Source organism: Streptomyces ruber (assembly GCF_014648075.1).
Lineage (GTDB): Bacteria > Actinomycetota > Actinomycetes > Streptomycetales > Streptomycetaceae > Streptomyces > Streptomyces ruber.
In genome coordinates this window covers 247,755-268,926 of record NZ_BMQK01000003.1, presented here as the reverse complement: position 1 = coordinate 268,926, position 21,172 = coordinate 247,755, and the positions used below count along the sequence as shown (strand labels likewise).

Genomic DNA, 21,172 nt, shown 5'->3' with positions numbered 1-21,172 from the left:
TTCCTGGGCCGGCCCGGGGCCGGACCGGCCCGGAACCGGACCGGCTCAGTCCTTGAGCGGCTGGGTGAAGCGCAGCAGATTCCCGGCGGGATCGCGGAACGCGCAGTCACGGACGCCGAAGGGCTGGTCCATCGGTTCCTGGAGCACCTCGCCACCCGCGGCGCTGACCCGCTCGAACGTGGCGTCGCAGTCGTCCGTCGCGAAGATGACGCCGCGCAGCAGGCCCTTGGCCATCAGCTCCGCCATGGTCCGCCGGTCGGCCGGGGAGGCGTTCGGGTCGGCGAGGGGCGGCTCCAGGACGATGTTCACGTCCGGCTGCGCGGGCGCCCCGACGGTCACCCAGCGCATTCCCTCGAACTGCACGTCATTGCGTATCTCGAGGCCGAGCGCGTCACGGTAGAAGGCGATGGCCGCGTCGTGGTCGTCGACGGCGATGAAGCATTGGGAAACGGTGATGTTCATACCGCTCACGCTATTGCCCGGTGACCGGGCGCGGCTTCTCCGTTCCTGACCGATCCCTTACCGGCCGGGTGTACATCTTGGCGATGCACGCCGGGACGACGGCGCCCTGATCATGGTCGCGGGCCCGGTACGCACTCGGGCTCTCGCCGACCAGCCTGGTGAAGCGCGAGCTGAACGAGCCCAGGGACGTACAGCCGACCGCGAAGCAGACCTCGGTCACCGTGAGGTCGCCGCGCCGCAGCAGCGCCTTGGCCCGCTCGATGCGACGGGTCATCAGGTAGCCGTACGGCGTCTCGCCGTAGGCGGCGCGGAAGCTGCGGGAGAAGTGGCCCGGCGACATCAGGGCCTCCCGCGCCAGCGCCGGGACGTCGAGCGGCTCGGCGTAGTCGCGGTCCATCCGGTCACGGGCCCGCCGCAGCCGGACCAGGTCGTCGAGCTCCTGCTGTGTCACCCGGTCAGTTTCCCACGGCGGTCGCCCGGGGTGATCAGGAATGGAGAAGCGCCGGGCACCGGGCCACGTCTAGCCTGATCCACCGAGTCATCGAACCACCGAACCACCGAGCCACCGACCCGCAATCCCCGAGCCGCCCGCGCCCGCGACCGCGAGCGCAACGGATGGAGACACGTTGACCATGGCCCCGAGTACGGACCCGCAGCCGTCCACGCAGCACGTCGCCGACAGCCACGGCCTGATCCGTGTGCACGGTGCGCGCGAGAACAACCTCAAGGACGTCAGCATCGAGATACCGAAGCGCCGGCTGACGGTGTTCACCGGGGTCTCCGGCTCGGGCAAGAGCTCGCTGGTGTTCGACACCGTCGCCGCGGAGTCCCAGCGGCTCATCAACGAGACGTACAGCGCCTTCGTCCAGGGCTTCATGCCGACCCTGGCGCGGCCCGAGGTCGACGTCCTCGACGGGCTGACGACCGCGATCATCGTCGACCAGAAGCGGATGGGCGCCGACCCGCGCTCCACGGTCGGCACCGCCACCGACGCCAACGCGATGCTGCGCATCCTGTTCAGCCGGCTCGGGCAGCCGCACATCGGTCCGCCCAGTGCCTACTCCTTCAACACCGCCTCGGTCCGCGCGAGCGGCGCGATCACCGTCGAACGCGGTGCGAGGAAGGCACAGAAGGCGACCTTCAGCCGTACCGGCGGCATGTGTACGCGCTGCGAGGGCCGCGGCTCGGTCAACGACATCGACCTGTCCCAGCTCTACGACGACAGCAAGTCGCTCAACGGGGGCGCGCTCACCATCCCCGGCTACAGCACCGACGGCTGGTACGGCCGTATCTTCAGCGGCTGCGGCTTCTTCGACCCGGACAAGCCGATCCGTGACTTCACGGAGAGGGAGCTGCACGACCTGCTCCACAAGGAGCCGACCAGGATCAAGGTCGACGGCGTCAACCTGACCTACGAAGGGCTGATCCCGAAGATCCAGAAGTCGATGCTGTCCAAGGACGTCGACGCGCTGCAGTCGCACGTCCGGGCCTTCGTGGAGCGTACGGTCACCTTCACCGTCTGTCCCGACTGCGACGGCACGCGGCTCAGCGAGGCGGCCCGGTCGTCGAAGATCGAGGGGATCAGCATCGCCGACGCCTGTGCGATGCAGATCAGCGATCTGGCCGCATGGGTCCGCGGACTGGCCGAGCCTTCGGTCGCGCCGCTGCTCACCGCGCTGCGGGACACCCTCGACTCGTTCGTGGAGATCGGGCTCGGCTACCTCTCGCTGGACCGGCCGGCGGGCACGCTCTCCGGCGGCGAGGCACAGCGCACCAAGATGATCCGGCACCTCGGCTCCTCGCTCACCGACGTCACGTACGTCTTCGACGAGCCCACCACGGGCCTGCACCCGCACGACATCCAGCGGATGAACGACCTGCTGCTGCGGCTGCGCGACAAGGGCAACACGGTGCTCGTCGTGGAGCACAAGCCGGAGGTGATCGCGATCGCGGACCACGTCGTCGACCTCGGCCCGGGCGCCGGTACGGCGGGCGGCACCGTCTGCTTCGAGGGCACCGTCGAGGGGCTGCGGGCCTCCGGCACCGTCACCGGCCGCCACCTCGACGACCGGGCCGCCCTGAAGAAGACGGTGCGCACGCCCACCGGCAAGCTCCCGATCCGGGGGGCTGACGCGCACAACCTCAGGGACGTGGACGTCGACATCCCGCTGGGCGTGCTGACCGTCGTCACCGGCGTCGCGGGTTCCGGCAAGAGCTCGCTCGTGCACGGGTCGATCCCGGCCGGCGAGGGTGTGATCACGGTGGACCAGAGCCCGATCCGCGGCTCGCGGCGCAGCAACCCGGCGACGTACACGGGCCTGCTGGACCCGATCCGCAAAGCGTTCGCCAAGGCCAACGGGGTGAAGCCGGCGCTGTTCAGCTCCAACTCCGAGGGCGCCTGCCCCACCTGCAACGGCGCCGGCGTCGTCTACACCGACCTCGGCATGATGGAGGGCGTGTCGACCACCTGCGAGGAGTGCGAGGGCGCACGGTTCCAGGCCGCGGTGCTGGAGTACCGCCTCGGCGGCCGGCACATCGGCGAGGTGCTGGCGATGCCGGCCGCCGAGGCCGAGCAGTTCTTCGCCGCCGGTGAGGCGCGCGTGCCGGCGGCGCACAGGATCCTCACCCGGCTCTCCGCCGTCGGACTGGGCTACCTCACCCTGGGCCAGCCGCTCACCACGCTGTCCGGCGGCGAGCGGCAGCGGCTGAAGCTGGCCACCCACATGGCCGACGACGGCGGTGTGTACGTGCTCGACGAGCCGACCGCAGGGCTGCACCTGGCCGACGTCGAGCAGCTGCTCGGTCTGCTGGACCGGCTCGTGGACTCCGGCAAGTCGGTCATCGTCGTCGAGCACCACCAGGCGGTCATGGCGCACGCCGACTGGATCGTCGACCTCGGTCCGGGCGCCGGCCACGACGGCGGCCGGATCGTCTTCGAGGGCACACCCGCCGACCTCGTCGCCGCCCGCTCCACCCTCACCGGCGAGCACCTGGCGGCCTACGTCGGCGCCTGACCGGGCCTTCGCCGCGTGACCGGGCCTTCGCCGCGTGACCGGGCCACCGCCGCGGCCACGGGGCCGGTCACGGGGAGGGGTGCCGCGTCACTCCTCCCCCGCCGCGGCGATCCCGGGTTCCGGCCGGTCCAGCAGCTCCCGCAGCAGCCGTTCGTCGTCCGGGCCGAGCGCCGTGACGAAGCTGGCCAGCACCGCCTGCCGGTCGCTCTCGGCGTCCAGCACCCTGCGCATCCGGTGCGCGGCGAGCCCGGCGTGGTCGGCGGCGGGCGTCCAGACGAAGGCACGCCCGACGCGCTCCCGGGTGACGACGCCCTTGGCCAGCAACCGGGTCAGGATGGTGATCACGGTCGTGTAGGCGAGGTCGCCGCCCAAACGCTTCTGCACCCATCCCGCGCTCGCGGAGCCGTCGGCCTCGCGCAGGGCCGACAGGACCAGTCCCTCCAGCTCGCCCTGTCCCCGCCGTCGGGGACGCTGCCGGTGGTCCGTCACGTCGTGTCTCCCTCCGCCGTCAACCGCCGCGCGTCACCCGTCGAGCGCTCCATCGTATTCCTCTCCCGATTCCTCCCCAGCCCCCTCTACAGTGCTGTAGATTCTGCCTCGGGTGCGCGCCCGGACGCCGTTCGCACCCGCCGGCAGGAGTACGCGCAAGGGCCCGGGCCACGGAGAAGACAGGACCCTCATGTTCGGACTGAGCGAACTCGCCGTCGTCCTCATCGTCGTCATCCTCCTCGTCGGCGCGAAGCGCCTGCCGGACCTGGCCCGCAGCGCGGGGAAGTCCGCCCGCATCCTCAAGGCCGAGGCCCGGGCGATGAAACGGGAGCAGGCCGCGGCCCCCGCGCCGTACGCACAAGACGCCCAGCCCGCCCCGCCCGCGGCCACCGCCCCGCGGATCGTCGAGGGCACGGTCGTCCCGCCGGGCACCGGCCCGGTGCACGGCACGACGGCCGCGCAGCCGGCCCGCGGGCCGGAGCGGCCCCACGGCTCCGACGGCCACCGCGACGGCCACCGCTGACACCGGGACCGTAGGCTGCCCGGGTGAATCGCGGTGCGGACCGCGGCCCGGGAGGTGCGTAAGAGATGGTGGACGACTCCGAACTCAAGTACCTGCGACGGTGCGTGGAGCTGGCGGAGCTGGCGCTCGCGGCCGGTGACGAACCGTTCGGCTCGGTGCTCGTCGCGGCGGACGGCACGGTGCTGGCCGAGGACCACAACCGGGTGGCGTCCGGCGACCGCACCCGCCACCCGGAGTTCGAACTGGCCCGCTGGTCGGCCTCCCGTCTGACCCCCGAGCAGCGTGCCGGGGCCACCGTCTACACCTCCGGCGAGCACTGCCCGATGTGCGCGGCCGCCCACGCGTGGGTGGGACTCGGCCGCATCGTGTACGTCGCGTCCTCCGCGCAGCTCGCCCTCTGGCTCGGCGAGTGGGGCGTGCCCGAGCCCCCGGTGCGCGCCCTGCCGGTGCACGAGGTCGCGCCCGGGGTGACCGTGGAGGGCCCGGTGCCGGAGCTGACCGAGGAGGTGCGCGCCCTGCACCACCGGTTCCTCCACCGGGGTGACAGGGGGGAATGAGACTCCGGTGACGGGGCAGGCGCACGGGATCCCTTGCCCGCCGCAGCCTGATCCAATCCGGAGGTTGTCCGAACGTGGCGCTGTACGACCGCTCCGACCTCACCACAGCCCCGCAGCACAAAACGGCGCCCCGCCCGTCCGGCGGCTCCTCCCCCGGCCGGGGCACGTCGACGCCGCCGGGGTCCGGGAGGGGCCCGTCCAGGGACCCGTTCTTCGACAACGCCAAGTACCTCATCATCGTGCTGGTGGCCTGCGGGCACGCCTGGGAGCCGCTGGCGTCCGGCAGCCGAGTGATCTCTGCCGCGTACCTGGTCCTCTACGCCTTCCACATGCCCGCCTTCGCCCTCATCTCCGGGTACTTCTCCCGGAGCTTCGACATGGGTCCGGGCCGGGTGCGGAGGCTGATCTCCGGGGTCGTCGCGCCGTACCTCGTCTTCGAGATCGCGTACACGCTCTTCTACCGCTGGGGGGAGGACGACTGGGAGTATCCGCTGAGCCTGCTGGATCCCTACTACTCGCTGTGGTTCCTCGTCGCGCTGTTCGTGTGGCGGATCACCACTCCCCTGTGGCGGACGCTGCGTCATCCGGTGGCGGTCGCGCTCGGCATCGCCGTCCTGGCGTCCATGTCCCCCGAGACGGGCGGCGACCTGGGACTGCAGCGGGCGCTGCAGTTCCTGCCCTGCTTCGTGCTCGGACTGACGCTGCGGCGCGAGCACTTCGAGCGGCTGCGCACCCGGCGGGTCCGGCTGCTCACGCTGCCGGTGGCCGCGGGTGCGGCGGTGGCCGGGTACTGGGCGGCGCCGTCGTTCAGCGCGGTCTGGCTGTACCACCGGTCGAGCGTCACCGAACACGACGTGCCGGCCTGGACCGGACTGCTCATCACGCCCGCCCTGCTCGGTCTGGCGGTGCTGCTGACGGCCTGCTTCCTGGCCTGGGTGCCGCGACGGCACACCTGGTTCACGTCGCTGGGCGCGGGAACGATGTACGGCTATCTGCTGCACGCCTTCATCATCAAGGCGTCCCGTTACTGGGACTGGTACGACGCCTCCTGGCTGCACACACCGTTCGGACAGCTCGCGGTGACGGCGCTGGCGGTCGCCGGGATGTCGGTACTGTGCAGCGCGCCGGTCCGTGCGGCGTTCCGGTACGTCGTGGAGCCGCGGATGGAGTGGTTCTTCCGTGACGGCCGCGAGCGCGGACGGGACGGGGACAAGGACGTGCCCCGGGAGCCCGCTGCTTCCGGGGCATCGTCGGGTACCGCGTGACGCTGCCGGTCCAGGGCGTCCCTGACGCCCTTCCTCAGCGGTAGAGCGCCGGCCGTTCGATCAGCTCGACCTCCACGCGGACGCCCTCGGTCAGGGACCGGACACCGGCCTCGCACACGGCCGCCGCCGCGTACCCGTCCCACACGCTCGGGCCGGTGACCTCGCCGCGCCGGGTGGCGTCCACCCAGGCCTGCACCTCACGGTCGTAGGCGTCGGCGAAGCGCTCCGTGAAGTCCTGGACGATGGTGCCGCCCCAGCGGCCGGCCGTCTCGGTGACGAGTGACTGCTCCTCCCCGATGCGGGCGGTGCCGCGCTCGCAGACCGCCTCCGCCTTCACCTGGTAGCCGAAGCCGGTGTTGACGCTCATCTCGACGTCGACGAGCGCGCCGCCGTCGGTCTCGAAGACGACGAACTGCGGGTCGGCCAGGCCCTCGGGCGCGTTCGAGGACGGCCTGGGGCGGAGCACGGTGACCGCCGTGATCTCCTGGTCCAGCAGCCATCGGGTGACGTCCATCTCGTGCACGACGGAGTCGTTGATGAGGTTGGCGCTGGTGAAGCCGGGCGGGCTGGACGCGTTGCGGTGCCGGTTGTGCAGCATCAGCGGGCGGCCGAGGCTGCCGCCGTCCAGCAGCGCCTTGAGCTTCATGTACTCGGCGTCGTACCGCCGCATGAAGCCGACCTGGACCCGGCGCCGGCCGAGCCGCTGCTCCGCCTCGAGGACCCGCAGCGCGGAGGCCGCGTCGGGGGTGAGCGGCTTCTCGCACAGGACGGGCAGGTCGTGCGCGAAGGCCGTCAGTAGCGCCTCCTCGTGCGCGGGGCCCGGTGACGCGATGACGAGGGCGTCGACGTCGTCGGCGGCCATGGCGGCGGCCGCGTCGGTGTGGGCGGTGCAGCCCTCGATGCCGTCGGCCAGCCGCTTGGCCCGCTCGGCGTCGAGATCCACGACGGCGCTCACACGCGCCCCGCTGATCACCTGGTCGATACGGCGCACATGGTCGGCCCCCATACGGCCGGTACCGATGACGGCGACGCCGAGCGTCCCGTACTGAGTCATGGTGGGTGGTCTTCCCTTCGCTTCGGAGTGTTCCGGCACCCCGGTGGTCCGAGGCGGTGCCGTGCCGGCCCGGACGTGGTCCCGGCCGGTGGTGTGGACGGCGGTTCCGCACCGTGGGAACGGCCGCGGACCGCGCCGGCCCGGACGGGGGTCCGGGGCTCGCTGGTCGTACGACAACCGGTGCCGTGCCCACCGACGGCCGCGACCGCCTGGGGCCGGCCCGGCAGCCCGGGTCCAGGCTGCCGACCGACCTGGTCCCAGGCCGGTCCGAGGTTCGAGCCGGCGTCCCCGGGCCGGGACCCGTCGGCGGGCCCTGCCCGGTGCTGTGGGCGAACCGTGCTCGGAGCCCGAGTCCGCGGGGAACTCAGCCCACGTCTCGACGGCGAACCCGGCCCAGGCTCATCGACGCAGGTCGCGTCGGCGGTCTGGCTCAGCCCCCGACGGCGCACTCGGCTCGGGTCTCGCCGGCGAACCTCAGTCAGATCTTGTCAGCAGCCTCTGTCCGAGGCCGCGGCGCCCCCAGCTTAGGACGCTTCGGAGCCCTCGGCCCGGATCACAGCGACGCCGGCCCGAGCCCGCCGAAGTCCCCGCCCCGCGTCCACTCAGCCACCCCTCCCCGGGCCGCACCGCCTCCGCACCCGGACCATGCCACTGGACCCCGGCCCGGACCCCCGCACAACAGCCCCGCACCGAGCCCCGCCGACAACCCCGCCCCGCGTCCGCTCAGCCGCCCCGCCCCAGGCCGCACCGCCTCCGCACCCGGACCCGGACCATGCCACTGGACCCCGGCCCGGACCCCCGCACAACAGCCCCGCACCGAGCCCCGCCGACAACCCCGGCCCAGGCCACGTCGACTCCGGACCCGAGCCGTGCCACCCGGACCCGACCCGAGCCGCCCGCACAGCAACCTCGGACCGCGAAGCGGCAGGCGGCCCCGCCCCACGGCCGGCCGGCCACCCCGACCCGACCCGGCCCGACCAGGGTCCGCCGCACAGCAGCCCCGAGTCGCGACCTGTCGGCGACCCGGACCACCGGAACCCGCCGACAGACCCGGCCCGGGGCCGGACCCGGCCCCGGCAGTTCCAGCCGCACCGGCGCAAGTCGCGTCGGCAGAACCGGGCCGGGTCCGCCGACGGCCTCGGCGCGAGTCCGCTCGGAGGACCTGGCTCAGGTACGTCCCAGCCTCGCGGCCTCGGCACGCGTCCACTCGTGCAGTGCGGGACCCGTACCCGTCCCGACCGACGGACCCCGCTCGCGACCTGCGGCGTACCCGGCCCGGGAAGCGGGCGGCGGGTCGGCTCAGGTCTCGTCGACGGCCTTTCTCGTGTGCCCTGCCGCAGGCCGGCCGGCGGGCTCTCCCACGGGCCTGCCGGTGGAGGCCGCGGCGGGTGTCGCGGCGTCCCCCTCGGGCAGTTCCTCCACGTCGACCCCACGCACCTGGGCCAGCTCGTGCTTGAGTGCGGTGAGTTCGGCGCCGCCGGCCATGTGGTTGGTCAGTTCCTCGACGGTGATCTCGCTGCGGGCGGCGCTGAGCTCCATGGTGCCCAGGCGCAGCACGCTGAAGTGGTCGCCGACCATGTAGGCGTGGTGGGGGTTGTGGGTGATGAAGATGACGCCGAGGCCGCGGTCGCGGGCGGCGGCGATGTACTTCAGCACGACACCCGACTGCTTCACGCCGAGCGCGGCCGTCGGCTCGTCGAGGATGAGGACGCGGGCGCCGAAGTGGACGGCGCGGGCGATGGCGACGCACTGGCGCTGGCCGCCGGAGAGCGTGCCGATGGGCTGCTCCAGGTCGTCCAGGACGATGCCCATGGCGCGCAGTTCCTCGTCGGCCGTCCGCTTCATGCGGTCGATGTCGAGGCGGCGGAGCGGCCAGGGCCCCTTCGTCAGCTCGGAGCCGAGAAAGAAGTTGCGCCACACCGGCATCAGCGGCACCGTCGCCAGATCCTGGTACACGGTCGCGATACCGCGGTCCAGGGCCTCGCGCGGGGTGCTGAAGCGCACCGGCTCGCCGTCGACGAGGAACTCGCCCTCGGTGTGCTGGTGCAGTCCGGAGACGATCTTGATGAGGGTCGACTTGCCGGCGCCGTTGTCGCCGAGGACGCAGGTCACCCGGCCGGGCCGGACGGCGAGGTCGACGCCGTGCAGGGCGCGGACGTTGCCGTACGACTTGCCCGCGGCGCGCAGTTCGACGAGAGGGGCGTCGGCCCCGGGCGCGTCCTTGACGGCCGCCCCGCCGGTCACGGTTCCGTTGGTGGTCACGGTTCGGGTCACCTCCTGGTCGCCTGGCGGCGGACCCACAGATTGACGAGGGCGGCGAGCAGCAGCATCACGCCGAGGAACGCCTTGAACCAGTCCGGGTTCCAGTTGGCGTAGACGATGCCCTGGGAGACCATGCCGAAGATGAAGGCGCCGATCACCGGGCCGACCGCGGAGCCGTAGCCGCCGGTGAGCAGGCAGCCGCCGATGACCGCGGCGATGATGTACAGGAACTCGTTGCCGACGCCCTCGCCGGACTGCACCGTGTTGAACGAGAACAGCAGGTGCATGCCGACGAACCAGGCGCCCAGGCCGACGCCCATGAACAGCAGGATCTTGGTGAGGCCGACGGGGACGCCGACCGCGCGGGCGCTGTCCTTGTTGCCGCCCACCGCGAAGATCCAGTTGCCGAACCTGGTGCGCAGCAGCAGCCACGTGGCGAGCGCGGCGAAGACCAGCCAGTAGAAGATGGTGATCTTGAAGTTCACCCCGCCGATGCCGATCTCCGAGGCGAAGATCGACTTGGCCTGGTCGAAACCGTCCATGTCGCTGATCGAGTCGCTGGCCACGTTGCCGGTGAAGATCTTGGTGACGGCGAGGTTGGCACCCTGGAGGATCAGGAAGGAGCCGAGGGTCACCAGGAAGCTGGGCAGCCCGGTCTTCATCAGCAGCCAGCCGTTGAACGCCCCGACGGCGAGCGAGGCGATCAGCGCGACGATCACGCCGGTCCAGACGTTCAGCGTCAGCTGGTAGCTGAGGATCGCCGCGGTGAGCGCGGAGGTGGTCACCGCGACACCGGCGGACAGGTCGAACTCCCCGCCGATCATCAGCAGCGCCACCGGGATCGTCATGATCCCCATGACGGACGCCTGGTAGAGGACGGTGGACAGCGAGCTGGCCTCGCGGAACGGCGGTGCGACGGCGAAGAAGAAGACGTACACGCCGATCGCGGCGATCAGGGCGCCGACCTCGGGGCGGGCCATCAGCCGGCGCAGGCCGGACCGCTCGGCCGCGCGGCCGTCCTGCCCGCCGGCCGGCGAGGCCGGCGGGGCCGGCGACGGGTCGCTCGCCGCCGGGGCCGTTGCTCGGGTCATGCTCATCACCGTGTGCCCTTCGCGGCGTACCGGCCCACGGTGTCGACGTTGGACTCGTCGACGAAGGCCGGACCGGTCAGGACCGGCTGCTCACCGCCGCCGCTGTAGTTTCCGTTGTTCTTGTAGAGCCACAGCGAGTCGACCGCGAGGTACCCCTGCAGGTAGGGCTGCTGGTCGACCGCGAACTCGATGTCGCCGCCCTGGATCGCGTCGGTCAGTTCCTTGTTCATGTCGAACGTGGCGATCTTCGCCTCGCTGCCCGCGTCGGCCACCGACTGCACGGCGGTCATCGCGAAGGGCGCGCCGAGCGTGACGACCTCGTCGATGGAGCTGTCCTGCTTGAGCTTGGCGGTGATGGTCGACTTCACCGACGGCATGTCGGTGCCGTTGACGTTCAGCGTCTGCGACTCGCCCTCGAAGGTCTTCGCCATCCCGGCGCAGCGGGACTCCAGACCGATGTTCCCCTGCTCGTGGATCACGCAGACGGCGTGCTTCGCGCCGGTCTCGTTCAGCTTCTTGCCCAGCGCCTCGCCCGCGACGGACTCGTCCTGCCCGAAGAAGGAGAGGAGGCCCAGGTCCCTCCACTCGTCCGTGCCGGAGTTCAGGCCGACGACGGGGATGCCCGCCTGCTCCGCCTTGGCGATCACGTCCTTCATCGCGTCCGGCTTGGCGAGGGTGACCGCGATGCCGTCGACCTTCTGGTCGATCGCGTTCTGGACCAGGTTGGCCTGGTTGCCCGCGTTGGGGTCGGCCGAGTAGACGAGCTCGACGTTGTCCTTGTCGGCGGCCGCCTCGGCGCCCTTGCGGACGATGTCCCAGAAGGTGTCGCCGGGGGCCTGGTGGGTGACCAGGGCGACCTTCATGCGGGGCGTGTTCGCCCTGCCCGCGGCGGCGCCTTCGGCGGCCTCCTCGGCCTTCTTGCCGCCCGAGCCGCTGGAGCAGCCGGCTATGAGCAGCGCGCTCGCCGCGGCGAGCGCCATGAGGGGCGCGGCTCTGCGGGAGCGGGAACGGGGGCGGAACGTGCGGACCATCTTTTCCAGCACCTCACTGTGCGACCAGGGGGAGAAACGGGACGGCGTCGAGCGGAGGGCTCGCGCGGACCCGGGGCGGGCCCGGGTCATTGTGCCGTGCAGCGGCGCCTTCGCTGGCACGGGATCCAAGTGCCTGGGCAGCCGACTGTCAATAAATATGTCAAGACATTATTTCAAAGGAGTAGTCCGGTAGTCCGAATGTAAGTACAAACCCTTGACACCGGCATGTCCGTGGTCCTACACCTGGGATACATCCGGGCCCGGGTGTCCGCATCCCCCCGCACCCCGGGCCGCCGACGGCCCGCTGCCCCGACCGAGGAGTGACGTGCATGCCTGAGTCCGCCGGATCGTACGATCTCATCACCATGGGACGGATCGGTGTCGATCTCTATCCGTTGCAGACCGGTGTGCCGCTGCCGCAAGTCGAGTCCTTCGGGAAGTTCCTTGGGGGGTCGGCGGCCAACGTGGCCGTGGCCGCCGCACGTCTGGGCCACGCTACCGCTGTGATCACACGGACCGGCAACGACCCCTTCGGTACGTACCTGCACCAGGCTCTGAAGGATTTCGGAGTCGACGACCGTTTTGTCACCCCTGTCGACACCTACCCTACGCCGATCACGTTCTGCGAGATCTTCCCGCCCGACGACTTCCCGCTGTACTTCTACCGTCGTCCCAAGGCTCCCGACCTGGAGATCGACGCCGACGAGCTGGACCTCGACGCCGTGCGCGCGGCCAGGATCTTCTGGATGACCGGCACCGGCCTGAGCGAGGAGCCGAGCCGCTCGGCCACGCTCGCCGCGCTCGGGGCCCGTGCCAGGACCGGCATCACGGTCTTCGACCTGGACTGGCGGCCGATGTTCTGGCAGGACCCGGAGAGCGCCCGCCCGTACTACACGGAGGCACTGCGGCACGCGACCGTGGCCGTCGGCAACGTGGCCGAGTGCGAGATCGCCACCGGGGTGCGCGAGCCGTGGGCCTGCGCCGAGGCGCTGCTGGCCGCGGGCGTCGAGCTCGCCGTCGTCAAGCAGGGACCGAAGGGCGTGCTGGCCGTCCACCGCGACGGCACCACGGCCGAGGTCCCGCCCGTCCCCGTGGAGGTCGTCAACGGCCTCGGCGCCGGGGACGCCTTCGGCGGCTCCCTCTGCCACGGCCTGCTCGGCGGCTGGGACCTGGAGAGGACCATGCGCTACGCCAACGCGGCCGGCGCCCTCGTCGCCTCCCGCCTCGCCTGCTCCTCGGCGATGCCCACTCCGCCGGAGGTCGAGGAGCTGCTGGAGCGGGGGTGACCTGCCGGTCGGCGCGGGGGCCGGGCGGTCGAGGGGCGCTCCCTCACCCACCCGGCCGAGAGGGGCGCCCGGAGCCGCCGAGCCCAGGGAGGGGACGGGGCCCTGCCGGGCGGCCCACCGACCGAGGAGGCGGGCGCGGGGATCCCGTCCGGCCCGGCCGTCCGGCTGGGAGGGTGGTTCCGGCACTCCGTCCGCACCCCGGCCGACCAGCCGAGAGGAGGGCCCGAGGACCGAGCCGACCGGCCACGACGCCTCCCGCCCGGCCCCACCACCGACCGGCAGGGTCCGTTCCGGAAACCCCGTCCGCACCCCTGCCGGCCGGGAGAACGATCCGAGGACCGGCCCGCCCCGCTGCCCTCCGTACGCGGGGAATCCCGCCCACCGGCCGCTTCACCGAGGAGGACACGGGCTGGGGGCCTCTGTCCGGCCGAACCGCCGGCCGAGAGAACAAGCCGGGGACCGGCCCGCCCCCGTCCCCGTACACCGGAACCCGCACCCACCGACCGCTCGACCGACGAGGAGACAGTCATGACCTCCTGCCCGGCCGCCCGCCCGGCCCCCGGCGCGGAAGTGGCAGACCTCGCCCGGCCGGCCCACCGGGGGAGCCGAAACATCCCAGCAGCCCTCCCGGCAGCCGGAGGACCACCGCCCGGGTTTCCCGCCCGACCGGCCGGCCGAGCCGCGGGACGGGCGCCCCGTCCGCCCGACGCACCACCCCGGACCGAGGTCCGGAGCCGACCGCCCGCCCGATCGCCGAGAACGAGCCCGAGCACCGAGAAGACCCGGGCCCTGGGGCGGAGACCTTCCGCGCGGCCGACCACCGCCACCCCCGAACGGAGCCCGTCATGAGCATCAGCATTCCCGACCTCGCCTCGGTGCGTGCCCGGCATCCCGAGGCCGTCGCCGAGGCCGCCGCCCGGCGCGTGCGCCGCCCGCTGATCGGCGACAGCGGCCGGCTGATGATCGTGGCCGCCGACCACCCGGCACGCGGCGCCCTCCGGGTCGGCGGCCGTCCGCTGGCCATGGCCAACCGTGCCGACCTGCTGGAACGGCTGTGCATCGCGCTGTCACGGCCGGGTGTGGACGGCGTCCTCGCCACCGCCGACATCCTGGAGGACCTGCTGCTCCTGGGCGTCCTGGACGGCAAGGTCGTCATGGGCTCCATGAACCGCGGGGGCCTGGCCGGGGCGTCCTTCGAGATGGACGACCGCTTCACCGGCCACCGCGCCGAGGACATCGAGCGGCTCCGCTTCGACGCCGGGAAACTGCTGCTGCGCGTCGACTACGACGACCCTGGCTCCCTGCGCACGCTGGAGGCCGCCGCCCGGGCCGTGGACGACATGGCGGCCCGCCGGCTGCCGCTCTTCGTCGAGCCCTTCATATCCCGCCGGGCCGAGGGCAAGGTGTGCAACGACCTGAGCCTCGGGGCCGTCACCCGCTCCATCGCGATCGCCTCGGGCCTCGGCGGCACCTCCGCCTACACCTGGCTGAAGCTGCCCGTCACGGAGGACCCCGACGACATGGCCGAGGCGCTGGGGGCCTCCACGCTGCCCGCCGTGCTGCTCGGCGGCGAGGTCGGCGAGGACCAGGAGGGCGCGTACGAGAAATGGCGCAAGGCGCTGAGACTGCCCACCGTCCAGGGCATGGTCGTCGGCCGCTCCCTGCTCTACCCCGCCGACGGCAGCGTGGAGACCGCCGTCGACACGGCGGTCGGGCTGCTCTGAACCCGACGGCCGTCCCTCTGGCCCGTACCCCCGTCCCGCCCCGCATCGAGCCCTAGGAAGCACCCACATGGCCACCACCCCCCACCTCCCGGCCGGCAAGGCCGGCACCGACGCCTACTCCGTGCACGTCACCCCCGAGTCCGCCGGCTGGGGCCACTCCAGCCTGCGGATACTGGAGCTGCCCCCGGGCGGCCGGCACACCTTCGCCACCGGTGACAGCGAGTGGATCGTGCTGCCCCTGTCGGGCTCCTGCACGGTCACCGCGGGCGACGACATGTTCCGGCTGGCCGGGCGCGAGAGCGTGTTCGGCGGGGTGAGCGACTTCGCGTACATGCCCCGGGACGCGGACGTCTTCATCGCCTCCCAGGGCGGCGGCCGGTTCGCCCTCACCGGGGCCCGCTGCGAGCGCCGGCTGCCCGCCCGGTACGGGCCCGCGTCCGCCGTCCCGGTCGAGCTGCGCGGCACGGGCAACTGCTCCCGGCAGGTCAACAACTTCGGCGCCGCGGACGTCTTCGAGTGCGACAGGCTGATCGCGGTCGAGGTGATCACCCCGGGCGGCAACTGGTCCTCCTTCCCGCCGCACAAGCACGACGAGCGGCGGCCCGGCGAGGAGTCGGAGCTGGAGGAGATCTACTACTTCGAGTTCGCCGACCACGAGGGCGTCCCCGGCCTCGGCTACCAGCGGGTCTCCCCCTCCGGCCACGGCGGCGGCACCGACGTGCTGGCCGAGGTCAGGAGCGGGGACGTCGTCCTGATCCCGGACGGCTGGCACGGCCCCTCCATGGCCGTCCCCGGCCACGACATGTACTACCTCAACGTGATGGCGGGCCCCGATCCCGACCGCGCCTGGCTGATCCGCGACCACCCGGACCACGCCTGGATCCGCTCCACCTGGCCCGAGCAGCCGGTCGACCCCCGGCTGCCCCTCTACACCGCCCCCGAGCAGTGAGGACCCGATGAGCCACCCGACTCCGTCCGTGCGCCGGCTGACCGTCGCCCAGGCGCTGGTGCAGTTCCTGTCCGCCCAGTACACCGAGCGCGACGGTGTACGGCACCGGCTGATCGCCGGCACCTGGGGCATCTTCGGCCACGGCAACGTCGCCGGCCTCGGCCAGGCCCTGCTGCAGGCCGGCGAGGACACCATGCCCTTCCACCAGGGCCGCAACGAGCAGGCCATGGTGCACGCCGCCGTCGGTCACGCCCGCCAGCTGAACCGGCTCTCCGCGCAGGCGGTGACGACGTCCATCGGCCCGGGCGCGACCAACCTCGTCACGGGCGCCGCCCTCGCGACGATCAACCGGCTGCCGGTGCTGCTCCTGCCCGGCGACTACTTCGCCACGCGCAGCGCCGACCCGCTGCTCCAGCAGCTGGAGCACCCGTCGGAGGCGGACGTGTCCGTGAACGACACCCTGCGCCCGGTCTCCCGGTACTTCGACCGGATCACCCGCCCGGAGATGCTGATCCCGTCCGCGCTGAACGCCGTGCGGGTGCTGGCCGACCCGGCCGAGACCGGCGCGGTCACCCTCGCCCTGCCGCAGGACGTGCAGGCCGAGGCGTTCGACTGGCCGGAGGAGTTCTTCGCCGAGCGCGTCTGGCACGTGCGCCGTCCCGCGCCCGACCCGCTGGAACTCGCCGAGGCCGTACGGGCGATCCGGGCGGCGGAGCGCCCGCTGATCGTGGCGGGCGGCGGCGTCCACCACAGCGAGGCCGAGGAGGCGCTGAAGGCGCTCGTGGACGCCACCGGCATCCCCGTCGCCTCCACCCAGGCGGGCAAGGGCTCCCTGCGCCACGACCACCCGGCCGACCTCGGCGGCATCGGCCACACCGGCACCGCCGTCTGCGACGACCTCGCCCGCACCGCGGACCTGGTCATCGGCGTGGGCACCCGCTACAGCGACTTCACCACCGCCTCCACGACCCTCTTCCAGAACCCGGCCGTCCGGTTCGTCAACCTCAACATCACCGCCTTCGACGCCCACAAGCTGGCCGCCCGCACCCTGGTCGCCGACGCCCGTACGGGCCTTACGGCACTCGCGCGCGAACTGGACGGCCACCGGGTCGACGGGGCGTACGAGGCGGAGTACCGCGCGGGCAAGGAGCGCTGGGAGCAGGTCGTGGACGCCGCGTTCCGCGCGGACGACGACAGCGCCGTACCGACGCAGACGCAGGTCCTCGGCGCGCTGGACGCGGTCGTCGGGGACGACGACGTGGTGATCAACGCGGCCGGCTCGCTCCCCGGCGACCTGCACAAACTGTGGCGGGCACGCTCGCCGCGCCAGTACCACCTGGAGTACGGCTACTCCTGCATGGGCTACGAGATCCCGGCCGGCATCGGCGTCCAGCAGGCCGCGCCCGACACCGTGGTCTGGTCGCTGGTCGGCGACGGCACCTACCTGATGATGCCGACCGAGATCGTCACGGCCGTGCAGGAGGGCCTGCCCGTCAACCTCGTCCTGCTGCAGAACCACGGGTACGCCTCCATCGGCGGCCTGTCCGAGGAGACCGGCGGCGAGCGCTTCGGCACCGCCTACCGTTACCGGGCCGCGGACGGGAGCTTCACCGGCGCGCCGCTGCCGGTGGACCTCGCGGCCAACGCGGCCAGCCTCGGCATGGACGTCCTGCGCGTCAAGATCGTCGGCGAGCTGCGGGACGCGCTCGCCCGGGCCCGCGCCTCGAAGCGGCCGACCTGCGTGTACGTCGAGACCGACCCGACGCCCTCGGCTCCTCCCGCCGAGGCCTGGTGGGACGTGCCGGTCGCCGAGGTCGCCTCCCGCGAGGCGGCCGTGGAGGCCCGCGAGCGGTACGACCGCAGCGCGGCCGGCCGCCGCCGTCACCTGTGACCGCCCCCAGCCCCTCCCCTGCCAGCCATGACGCTCACGAAAGGTCCCGCAGCATGAAGACCATCCACCACTGGATCGGCGGCAAGCCCGTCGAGGGCACCTCCGGACGCTTCGGCCCGGTCTACGACCCGGCCACGGGCGCCCAGGGGAAGCGGATCGCGTTCGCCACCACCGACGAGGTGGACGCCGCCGTCGCGAGCGCCAGGGCCGCCTTCGCGAGCTGGGGCGGCAGCTCGCTCGCCAAGCGCACGGCGGTGCTGTTCAGGTTCCGGGAGCTGCTGGACGCGCACCGCGACGAGATCGCCGCGCTGATCACCGCCGAGCACGGCAAGGTGCACTCGGACGCGCTCGGCGAGGTCGCGCGCGGTCTGGAGATCGTGGAGCTGGCCTGCGGGATCAGCTCGCAGCTCAAGGGCGAGCTGTCCACGGAGGTCTCGAACCGGGTCGACGTGGCCTCCATCCGGCAGCCGCTCGGTGTGGTCGCCGGCATCACGCCGTTCAACTTCCCCGCCATGGTGCCCATGTGGATGTTCCCGCTCGCCATCGCCTGCGGTAACACCTTCGTGCTCAAGCCCAGCGAGAAGGACCCGTCGGCGTCCTTCCGGCTGGCGGAGCTGCTGGCCGAGGCGGGGCTGCCGGAGGGCGTGTTCAACATCGTCCAGGGCGACAAGGCGGCCGTGGACCGTCTTCTGGAGCACCCGGACGTCGCGGCCGTCTCCTTCGTCGGTTCGACGCCGATCGCGAAGTACATCCAGCTCAGGGCGGTCGAGCACGGCAAGCGCGTGCAGGCCCTCGGCGGCGCCAAGAACCACATGCTGGTGCTGCCCGACGCCGACCTGGACTACGCCGCCGACCAGGCGATCAACGCCGCGTACGGCTCGGCGGGCGAGCGCTGCATGGCGGTGTCGGTGGTGGTCGCGGTCGGCGACACGGGCGACGAACTGGTGGCGAGGATCGCCGAGCGCGCGAAGAACCTGCGCATCGGCCCCGGCACCGACCCCGCCTCCGAGATGGGCCCGCTCATCACCCGTGAGCACCGCGACAAGGTGGCCTCGTACGTGGCGGGCGCGGCCGCGCAGGGCGCCGAGGTCGTCGTGGACGGCACCGGGTACTCCGTGGAGGGCCACGAGGACGGGTTCTTCCTCGGTGTCTCGCTGCTGGACAAGGTGCCGGTGACGGCGGACGCGTACCGGGACGAGATCTTCGGCCCGGTGCTGTGCGTGGTACGCGCCGGGACGTACGACGAGGCGATCGAGCTGATCAACAGCTCCCGCTGGGGCAACGGCACCGCGATCTTCACCCGCGACGGCGGCGCCGCCCGCCGCTTCCAGCTGGAGGTGCAGGCGGGCATGGTCGGCGTCAACGTGCCGATCCCGGTGCCCGTCGGCTACCACTCCTTCGGCGGCTGGAAGGACTCGCTCTTCGGCGATCTGCACGTGTACGGCAACGACGGCGTCGCCTTCTACACCCGGGGCAAGGTGATCACGACCCGCTGGCCCGACCCGGCCGACGGCGGCATCAACCTGGGCTTTCCGAGCCACTCCTGAGCCGCACCCGCGTCACACCGGGGTACATGTCAGGACAACACGATGACAAGGGCTTCTGTCATCCTCACGGACGGTTAGGCTCGACTCGTGACCAGTACCGCTACCGACCGGCTCGACTTCGCACTCGACCGCACCAGCCCGGTGCCGCTGTACTACCAGCTCGCCCGGCAACTGGAGGCGGCGATCGAACAGGGCGCGCTGGGCCCCGGCAGCCTGCTCGGCAACGAGATCGAGCTGGCCGGGCGGCTCGGGCTGTCCCGGCCGACCGTCCGCCAGGCCATCCAGTCCCTCGTCGACAAGGGCCTCCTGGTGCGCCGCCGGGGCGTCGGCACCCAGGTGGTGCACAGCCAGGTCAAGCGCCCCATGGAGCTGACCAGCCTGTACGACGACCTCCAGGCGGCGGGACACAGCCCCGGCACCCGGGTGCTGACGGTCGAGAAGCGGCCCGCGCCGGCCGAGGCGGCGGCCGCCCTGGGCATCGCCGAGGGCACCCCGGTCCACTACGTGGAGCGGCTGCGCCTGGCCCACGGCGAGCCCGTGGCGTACCTGACCAACCACGTCCCGGAGGGTCTCCTCGGCCTCGACCACGAGCGGCTGGAGGCCACAGGCCTGTACCGGCTGATGCGCGGCGCGGGGATCACGCTGCACAGCGCGCGGCAGTCCGTCGGCGCGCGGGGCGCCACCCCCGAGGAGGCCGCGCGGCTGGCGGAGCCGGAGGGCGCCGCGCTGCTGACCATGCGGCGCACGGCGTACGACGACACCGGCCGCGCGGTCGAGCACGGCGCCCATGTGTACCGGGCCTCGCGCTACTCGTTCGAGTTCCAGCTGCTCGTACGGAACTGACCGTTCCGCCCGGGGCCGCTCAGCCGAGTTCCACCCAGCTCCCGCGCTCGGCGGACCGGGTCATGGCGTCCAGCGCGGTGGCCATGTGCACGGCGTCGTCGAGGGTGGGGCCGTACGCGGTGCCCTCGTCGATCGAGCGCAGGAAGTGGTGGGCCTCGATGACCTTGAGGTCGTCGTAGCCCATGCTGTTCGCCGAGCCCGGCTGGAAGGCGGCGTACTCGCCGTGGCCCGGGCCGACGTACACGGTGCTCACCGACTGGTCCTGGTAGGCCGTGCCACGGCTGACGGCCAGCTCCCCCATGCGGCGGAAGTCCCAGGAGACCGCGCCCTTGGTGCCGTGCACCTCGAAGCCGTAGTTGTTCTGCTCGCCGACGGAGGTGCGGCAGGCCTCCAGGACGCCCCGCGCCCCGGAGGCGAAGCGGAGCAGGCAGTTGACGTAGTCCTCGTTCTCCACCGGGCCCAGCTCGCCGCCGGTGGCGCGGGAGTGGCCGGCCGTGGCGCCCGTGGGGCGGGCCCGCTCGGGCACGAACACGGCGGTGTCGGCGGTCAGGGACGTGATGTCGCCGAGCAGGAAGCGGGCCAGGTCGACGCCGTGCGAGGCGAGGTCGCCGAGCACTCCGCTGCCGCCGCGCTCGCGCTCGTAGCGCCAGGTGAGGGCAGCCTCGGGGTGGGCGGCGTAGTCGCTGAAGAGGCGGATGCGGACGTGGGTGACGGTGCCGATCTCACCGGCGGCGATCAGTTCGCGGGCGGCGGCGACGGCGGGCGCGTTGCGGTAGTTGAAGCCGACGGTGCCCTGGACGCCGGCCTCGGCCACGGCGTCGGCGACCGCGCGGGTGTCGTCGGCGGTCAGGCCGACCGGCTTCTCGATCCAGATGTGCTTGCCCGCCTCGGCCATCGCGACGCCTATCTCGCGGTGCAGGAAGTTGGGGGCGGTGATGCTGACGGCCTGGATCCGGGGGTCGGCGGCGACCTCCCGCCAGTCACGGGCCGTCCCTGCGAACCCGAACTGCGCGGCGGCCTCCTCGGCGCGGCCCGGCACCTCCTCGGCCACCGTCACCAGTTCGGGGCGGACGCCCAGCCGCGGGAAATGGTGCGCGACGCGCGCGTACGCCTGGGTGTGCACCCGTCCCATCCAGCCGAACCCCACGACGGCGACGCCGAGCGTACTCACCATGACTGCCTTC

General features: G+C 72.5%; 18 protein-coding genes. 10 read left to right on the top strand and 8 right to left on the bottom strand.

The features are described 5' to 3' along the window. Nucleotides 1-45 precede the first annotated feature (45 nt). Together IEZ04_RS09350 and IEZ04_RS09345 are read right to left on the bottom strand one after the other, a co-directional pair. Complete coding sequence (locus IEZ04_RS09350) at nt 46-462, bottom strand: VOC family protein (protein WP_189216260.1); 417 nt, start codon at nt 460-462, stop codon at nt 46-48. Between the two features lie 10 nt (nt 463-472). Further along, a complete protein-coding gene (locus IEZ04_RS09345; RefSeq protein WP_189216628.1) occupies nt 473-859 on the bottom strand; it encodes a helix-turn-helix transcriptional regulator in 387 nt (128 codons plus the stop codon). Between the two features lie 235 nt (nt 860-1,094). Here IEZ04_RS09345 and IEZ04_RS09340 point away from each other — a divergent pair, with 235 nt between their 5' ends. Then, nucleotides 1,095-3,476 (top strand): ATP-binding cassette domain-containing protein, encoded by a 2,382-nt coding sequence (locus IEZ04_RS09340; protein ID WP_189216259.1) that lies wholly within the window; start codon nt 1,095-1,097, stop codon nt 3,474-3,476. Between the two features lie 87 nt (nt 3,477-3,563). Here the strand turns inward: IEZ04_RS09340 and IEZ04_RS09335 are convergent, their stop codons facing one another. Beyond that, nucleotides 3,564-3,965, bottom strand: coding sequence for a BlaI/MecI/CopY family transcriptional regulator (locus IEZ04_RS09335; protein ID WP_189216258.1), 402 nt, complete (start codon nt 3,963-3,965; stop codon nt 3,564-3,566). Between the two features lie 190 nt (nt 3,966-4,155). Between IEZ04_RS09335 and tatA the strand changes: the two genes are divergently transcribed. From tatA to IEZ04_RS09320, 3 genes are all read left to right on the top strand, one after another. Beyond that, complete coding sequence (tatA, locus tag IEZ04_RS09330) at nt 4,156-4,488, top strand: Sec-independent protein translocase subunit TatA (protein ID WP_189216257.1); 333 nt, start codon at nt 4,156-4,158, stop codon at nt 4,486-4,488. A gap of 65 nt (nt 4,489-4,553) precedes the next feature. Next, entirely contained in the window at nt 4,554-5,045 is a 492-nt protein-coding gene (locus tag IEZ04_RS09325) for a nucleoside deaminase (protein WP_189216256.1), read from the top strand. 74 nt (nt 5,046-5,119) lie between these two features. Further along, nucleotides 5,120-6,310 (top strand): acyltransferase family protein, encoded by a 1,191-nt coding sequence (locus IEZ04_RS09320; RefSeq protein WP_268245658.1) that lies wholly within the window; start codon nt 5,120-5,122, stop codon nt 6,308-6,310. A 34-nt stretch (nt 6,311-6,344) separates the two neighbouring features. Here IEZ04_RS09320 and IEZ04_RS09315 read toward each other — a convergent pair whose 3' ends face one another. The 4 genes from IEZ04_RS09315 to IEZ04_RS09300 all read right to left on the bottom strand — a co-directional run bounded on the left by IEZ04_RS09315 (nt 6,345) and on the right by IEZ04_RS09300 (nt 11,748). Next, entirely contained in the window at nt 6,345-7,364 is a 1,020-nt protein-coding gene (locus IEZ04_RS09315) for a Gfo/Idh/MocA family protein (protein WP_189216255.1), read from the bottom strand. A gap of 1,299 nt (nt 7,365-8,663) precedes the next feature. Further along, nucleotides 8,664-9,626 (bottom strand): ATP-binding cassette domain-containing protein, encoded by a 963-nt coding sequence (locus tag IEZ04_RS09310; RefSeq protein WP_373296279.1) that lies wholly within the window; start codon nt 9,624-9,626, stop codon nt 8,664-8,666. Nucleotides 9,627-9,634: 8 nt separating this feature from the next. Then, on the bottom strand, nt 9,635-10,717 hold the full coding sequence (locus IEZ04_RS09305; protein ID WP_189216254.1) for an ABC transporter permease: 1,083 nt from the start codon (nt 10,715-10,717) through the stop codon (nt 9,635-9,637). A 5-nt stretch (nt 10,718-10,722) separates the two neighbouring features. After that, complete coding sequence (locus IEZ04_RS09300; RefSeq protein WP_189216253.1) at nt 10,723-11,748, bottom strand: sugar ABC transporter substrate-binding protein; 1,026 nt, start codon at nt 11,746-11,748, stop codon at nt 10,723-10,725. A 329-nt stretch (nt 11,749-12,077) separates the two neighbouring features. Between IEZ04_RS09300 and iolC the strand changes: the two genes are divergently transcribed. The 6 genes from iolC to IEZ04_RS09270 all read left to right on the top strand — a co-directional run bounded on the left by iolC (nt 12,078) and on the right by IEZ04_RS09270 (nt 19,988). Then, complete coding sequence (gene iolC, locus IEZ04_RS09295) at nt 12,078-13,034, top strand: 5-dehydro-2-deoxygluconokinase (RefSeq protein WP_189216252.1); 957 nt, start codon at nt 12,078-12,080, stop codon at nt 13,032-13,034. 845 nt (nt 13,035-13,879) lie between these two features. Beyond that, complete coding sequence (locus tag IEZ04_RS09290) at nt 13,880-14,758, top strand: Cgl0159 family (beta/alpha)8-fold protein (protein WP_189216251.1); 879 nt, start codon at nt 13,880-13,882, stop codon at nt 14,756-14,758. 67 nt (nt 14,759-14,825) lie between these two features. Continuing rightward, entirely contained in the window at nt 14,826-15,707 is an 882-nt protein-coding gene (gene iolB, locus IEZ04_RS09285) for a 5-deoxy-glucuronate isomerase (RefSeq protein WP_189216250.1), read from the top strand. A 7-nt stretch (nt 15,708-15,714) separates the two neighbouring features. Next, a complete protein-coding gene (gene iolD, locus IEZ04_RS09280) occupies nt 15,715-17,598 on the top strand; it encodes a 3D-(3,5/4)-trihydroxycyclohexane-1,2-dione acylhydrolase (decyclizing) (RefSeq protein WP_189216249.1) in 1,884 nt (627 codons plus the stop codon). A 53-nt stretch (nt 17,599-17,651) separates the two neighbouring features. Continuing rightward, entirely contained in the window at nt 17,652-19,145 is a 1,494-nt protein-coding gene (locus IEZ04_RS09275) for a CoA-acylating methylmalonate-semialdehyde dehydrogenase (protein ID WP_189216248.1), read from the top strand. Nucleotides 19,146-19,232: 87 nt separating this feature from the next. Beyond that, the gene (locus IEZ04_RS09270) at nt 19,233-19,988 is read left to right on the top strand and encodes a GntR family transcriptional regulator (RefSeq protein WP_189216247.1); all 756 of its coding nucleotides are present in this window, start codon (nt 19,233-19,235) and stop codon (nt 19,986-19,988) included. A 19-nt stretch (nt 19,989-20,007) separates the two neighbouring features. On the opposite strand, the gene IEZ04_RS09265 is transcribed toward IEZ04_RS09270, so the two are convergent. Beyond that, a complete protein-coding gene (locus tag IEZ04_RS09265) occupies nt 20,008-21,162 on the bottom strand; it encodes a Gfo/Idh/MocA family protein (protein WP_189216246.1) in 1,155 nt (384 codons plus the stop codon). Between the last annotated feature and the right edge of the window lie 10 nt (nt 21,163-21,172).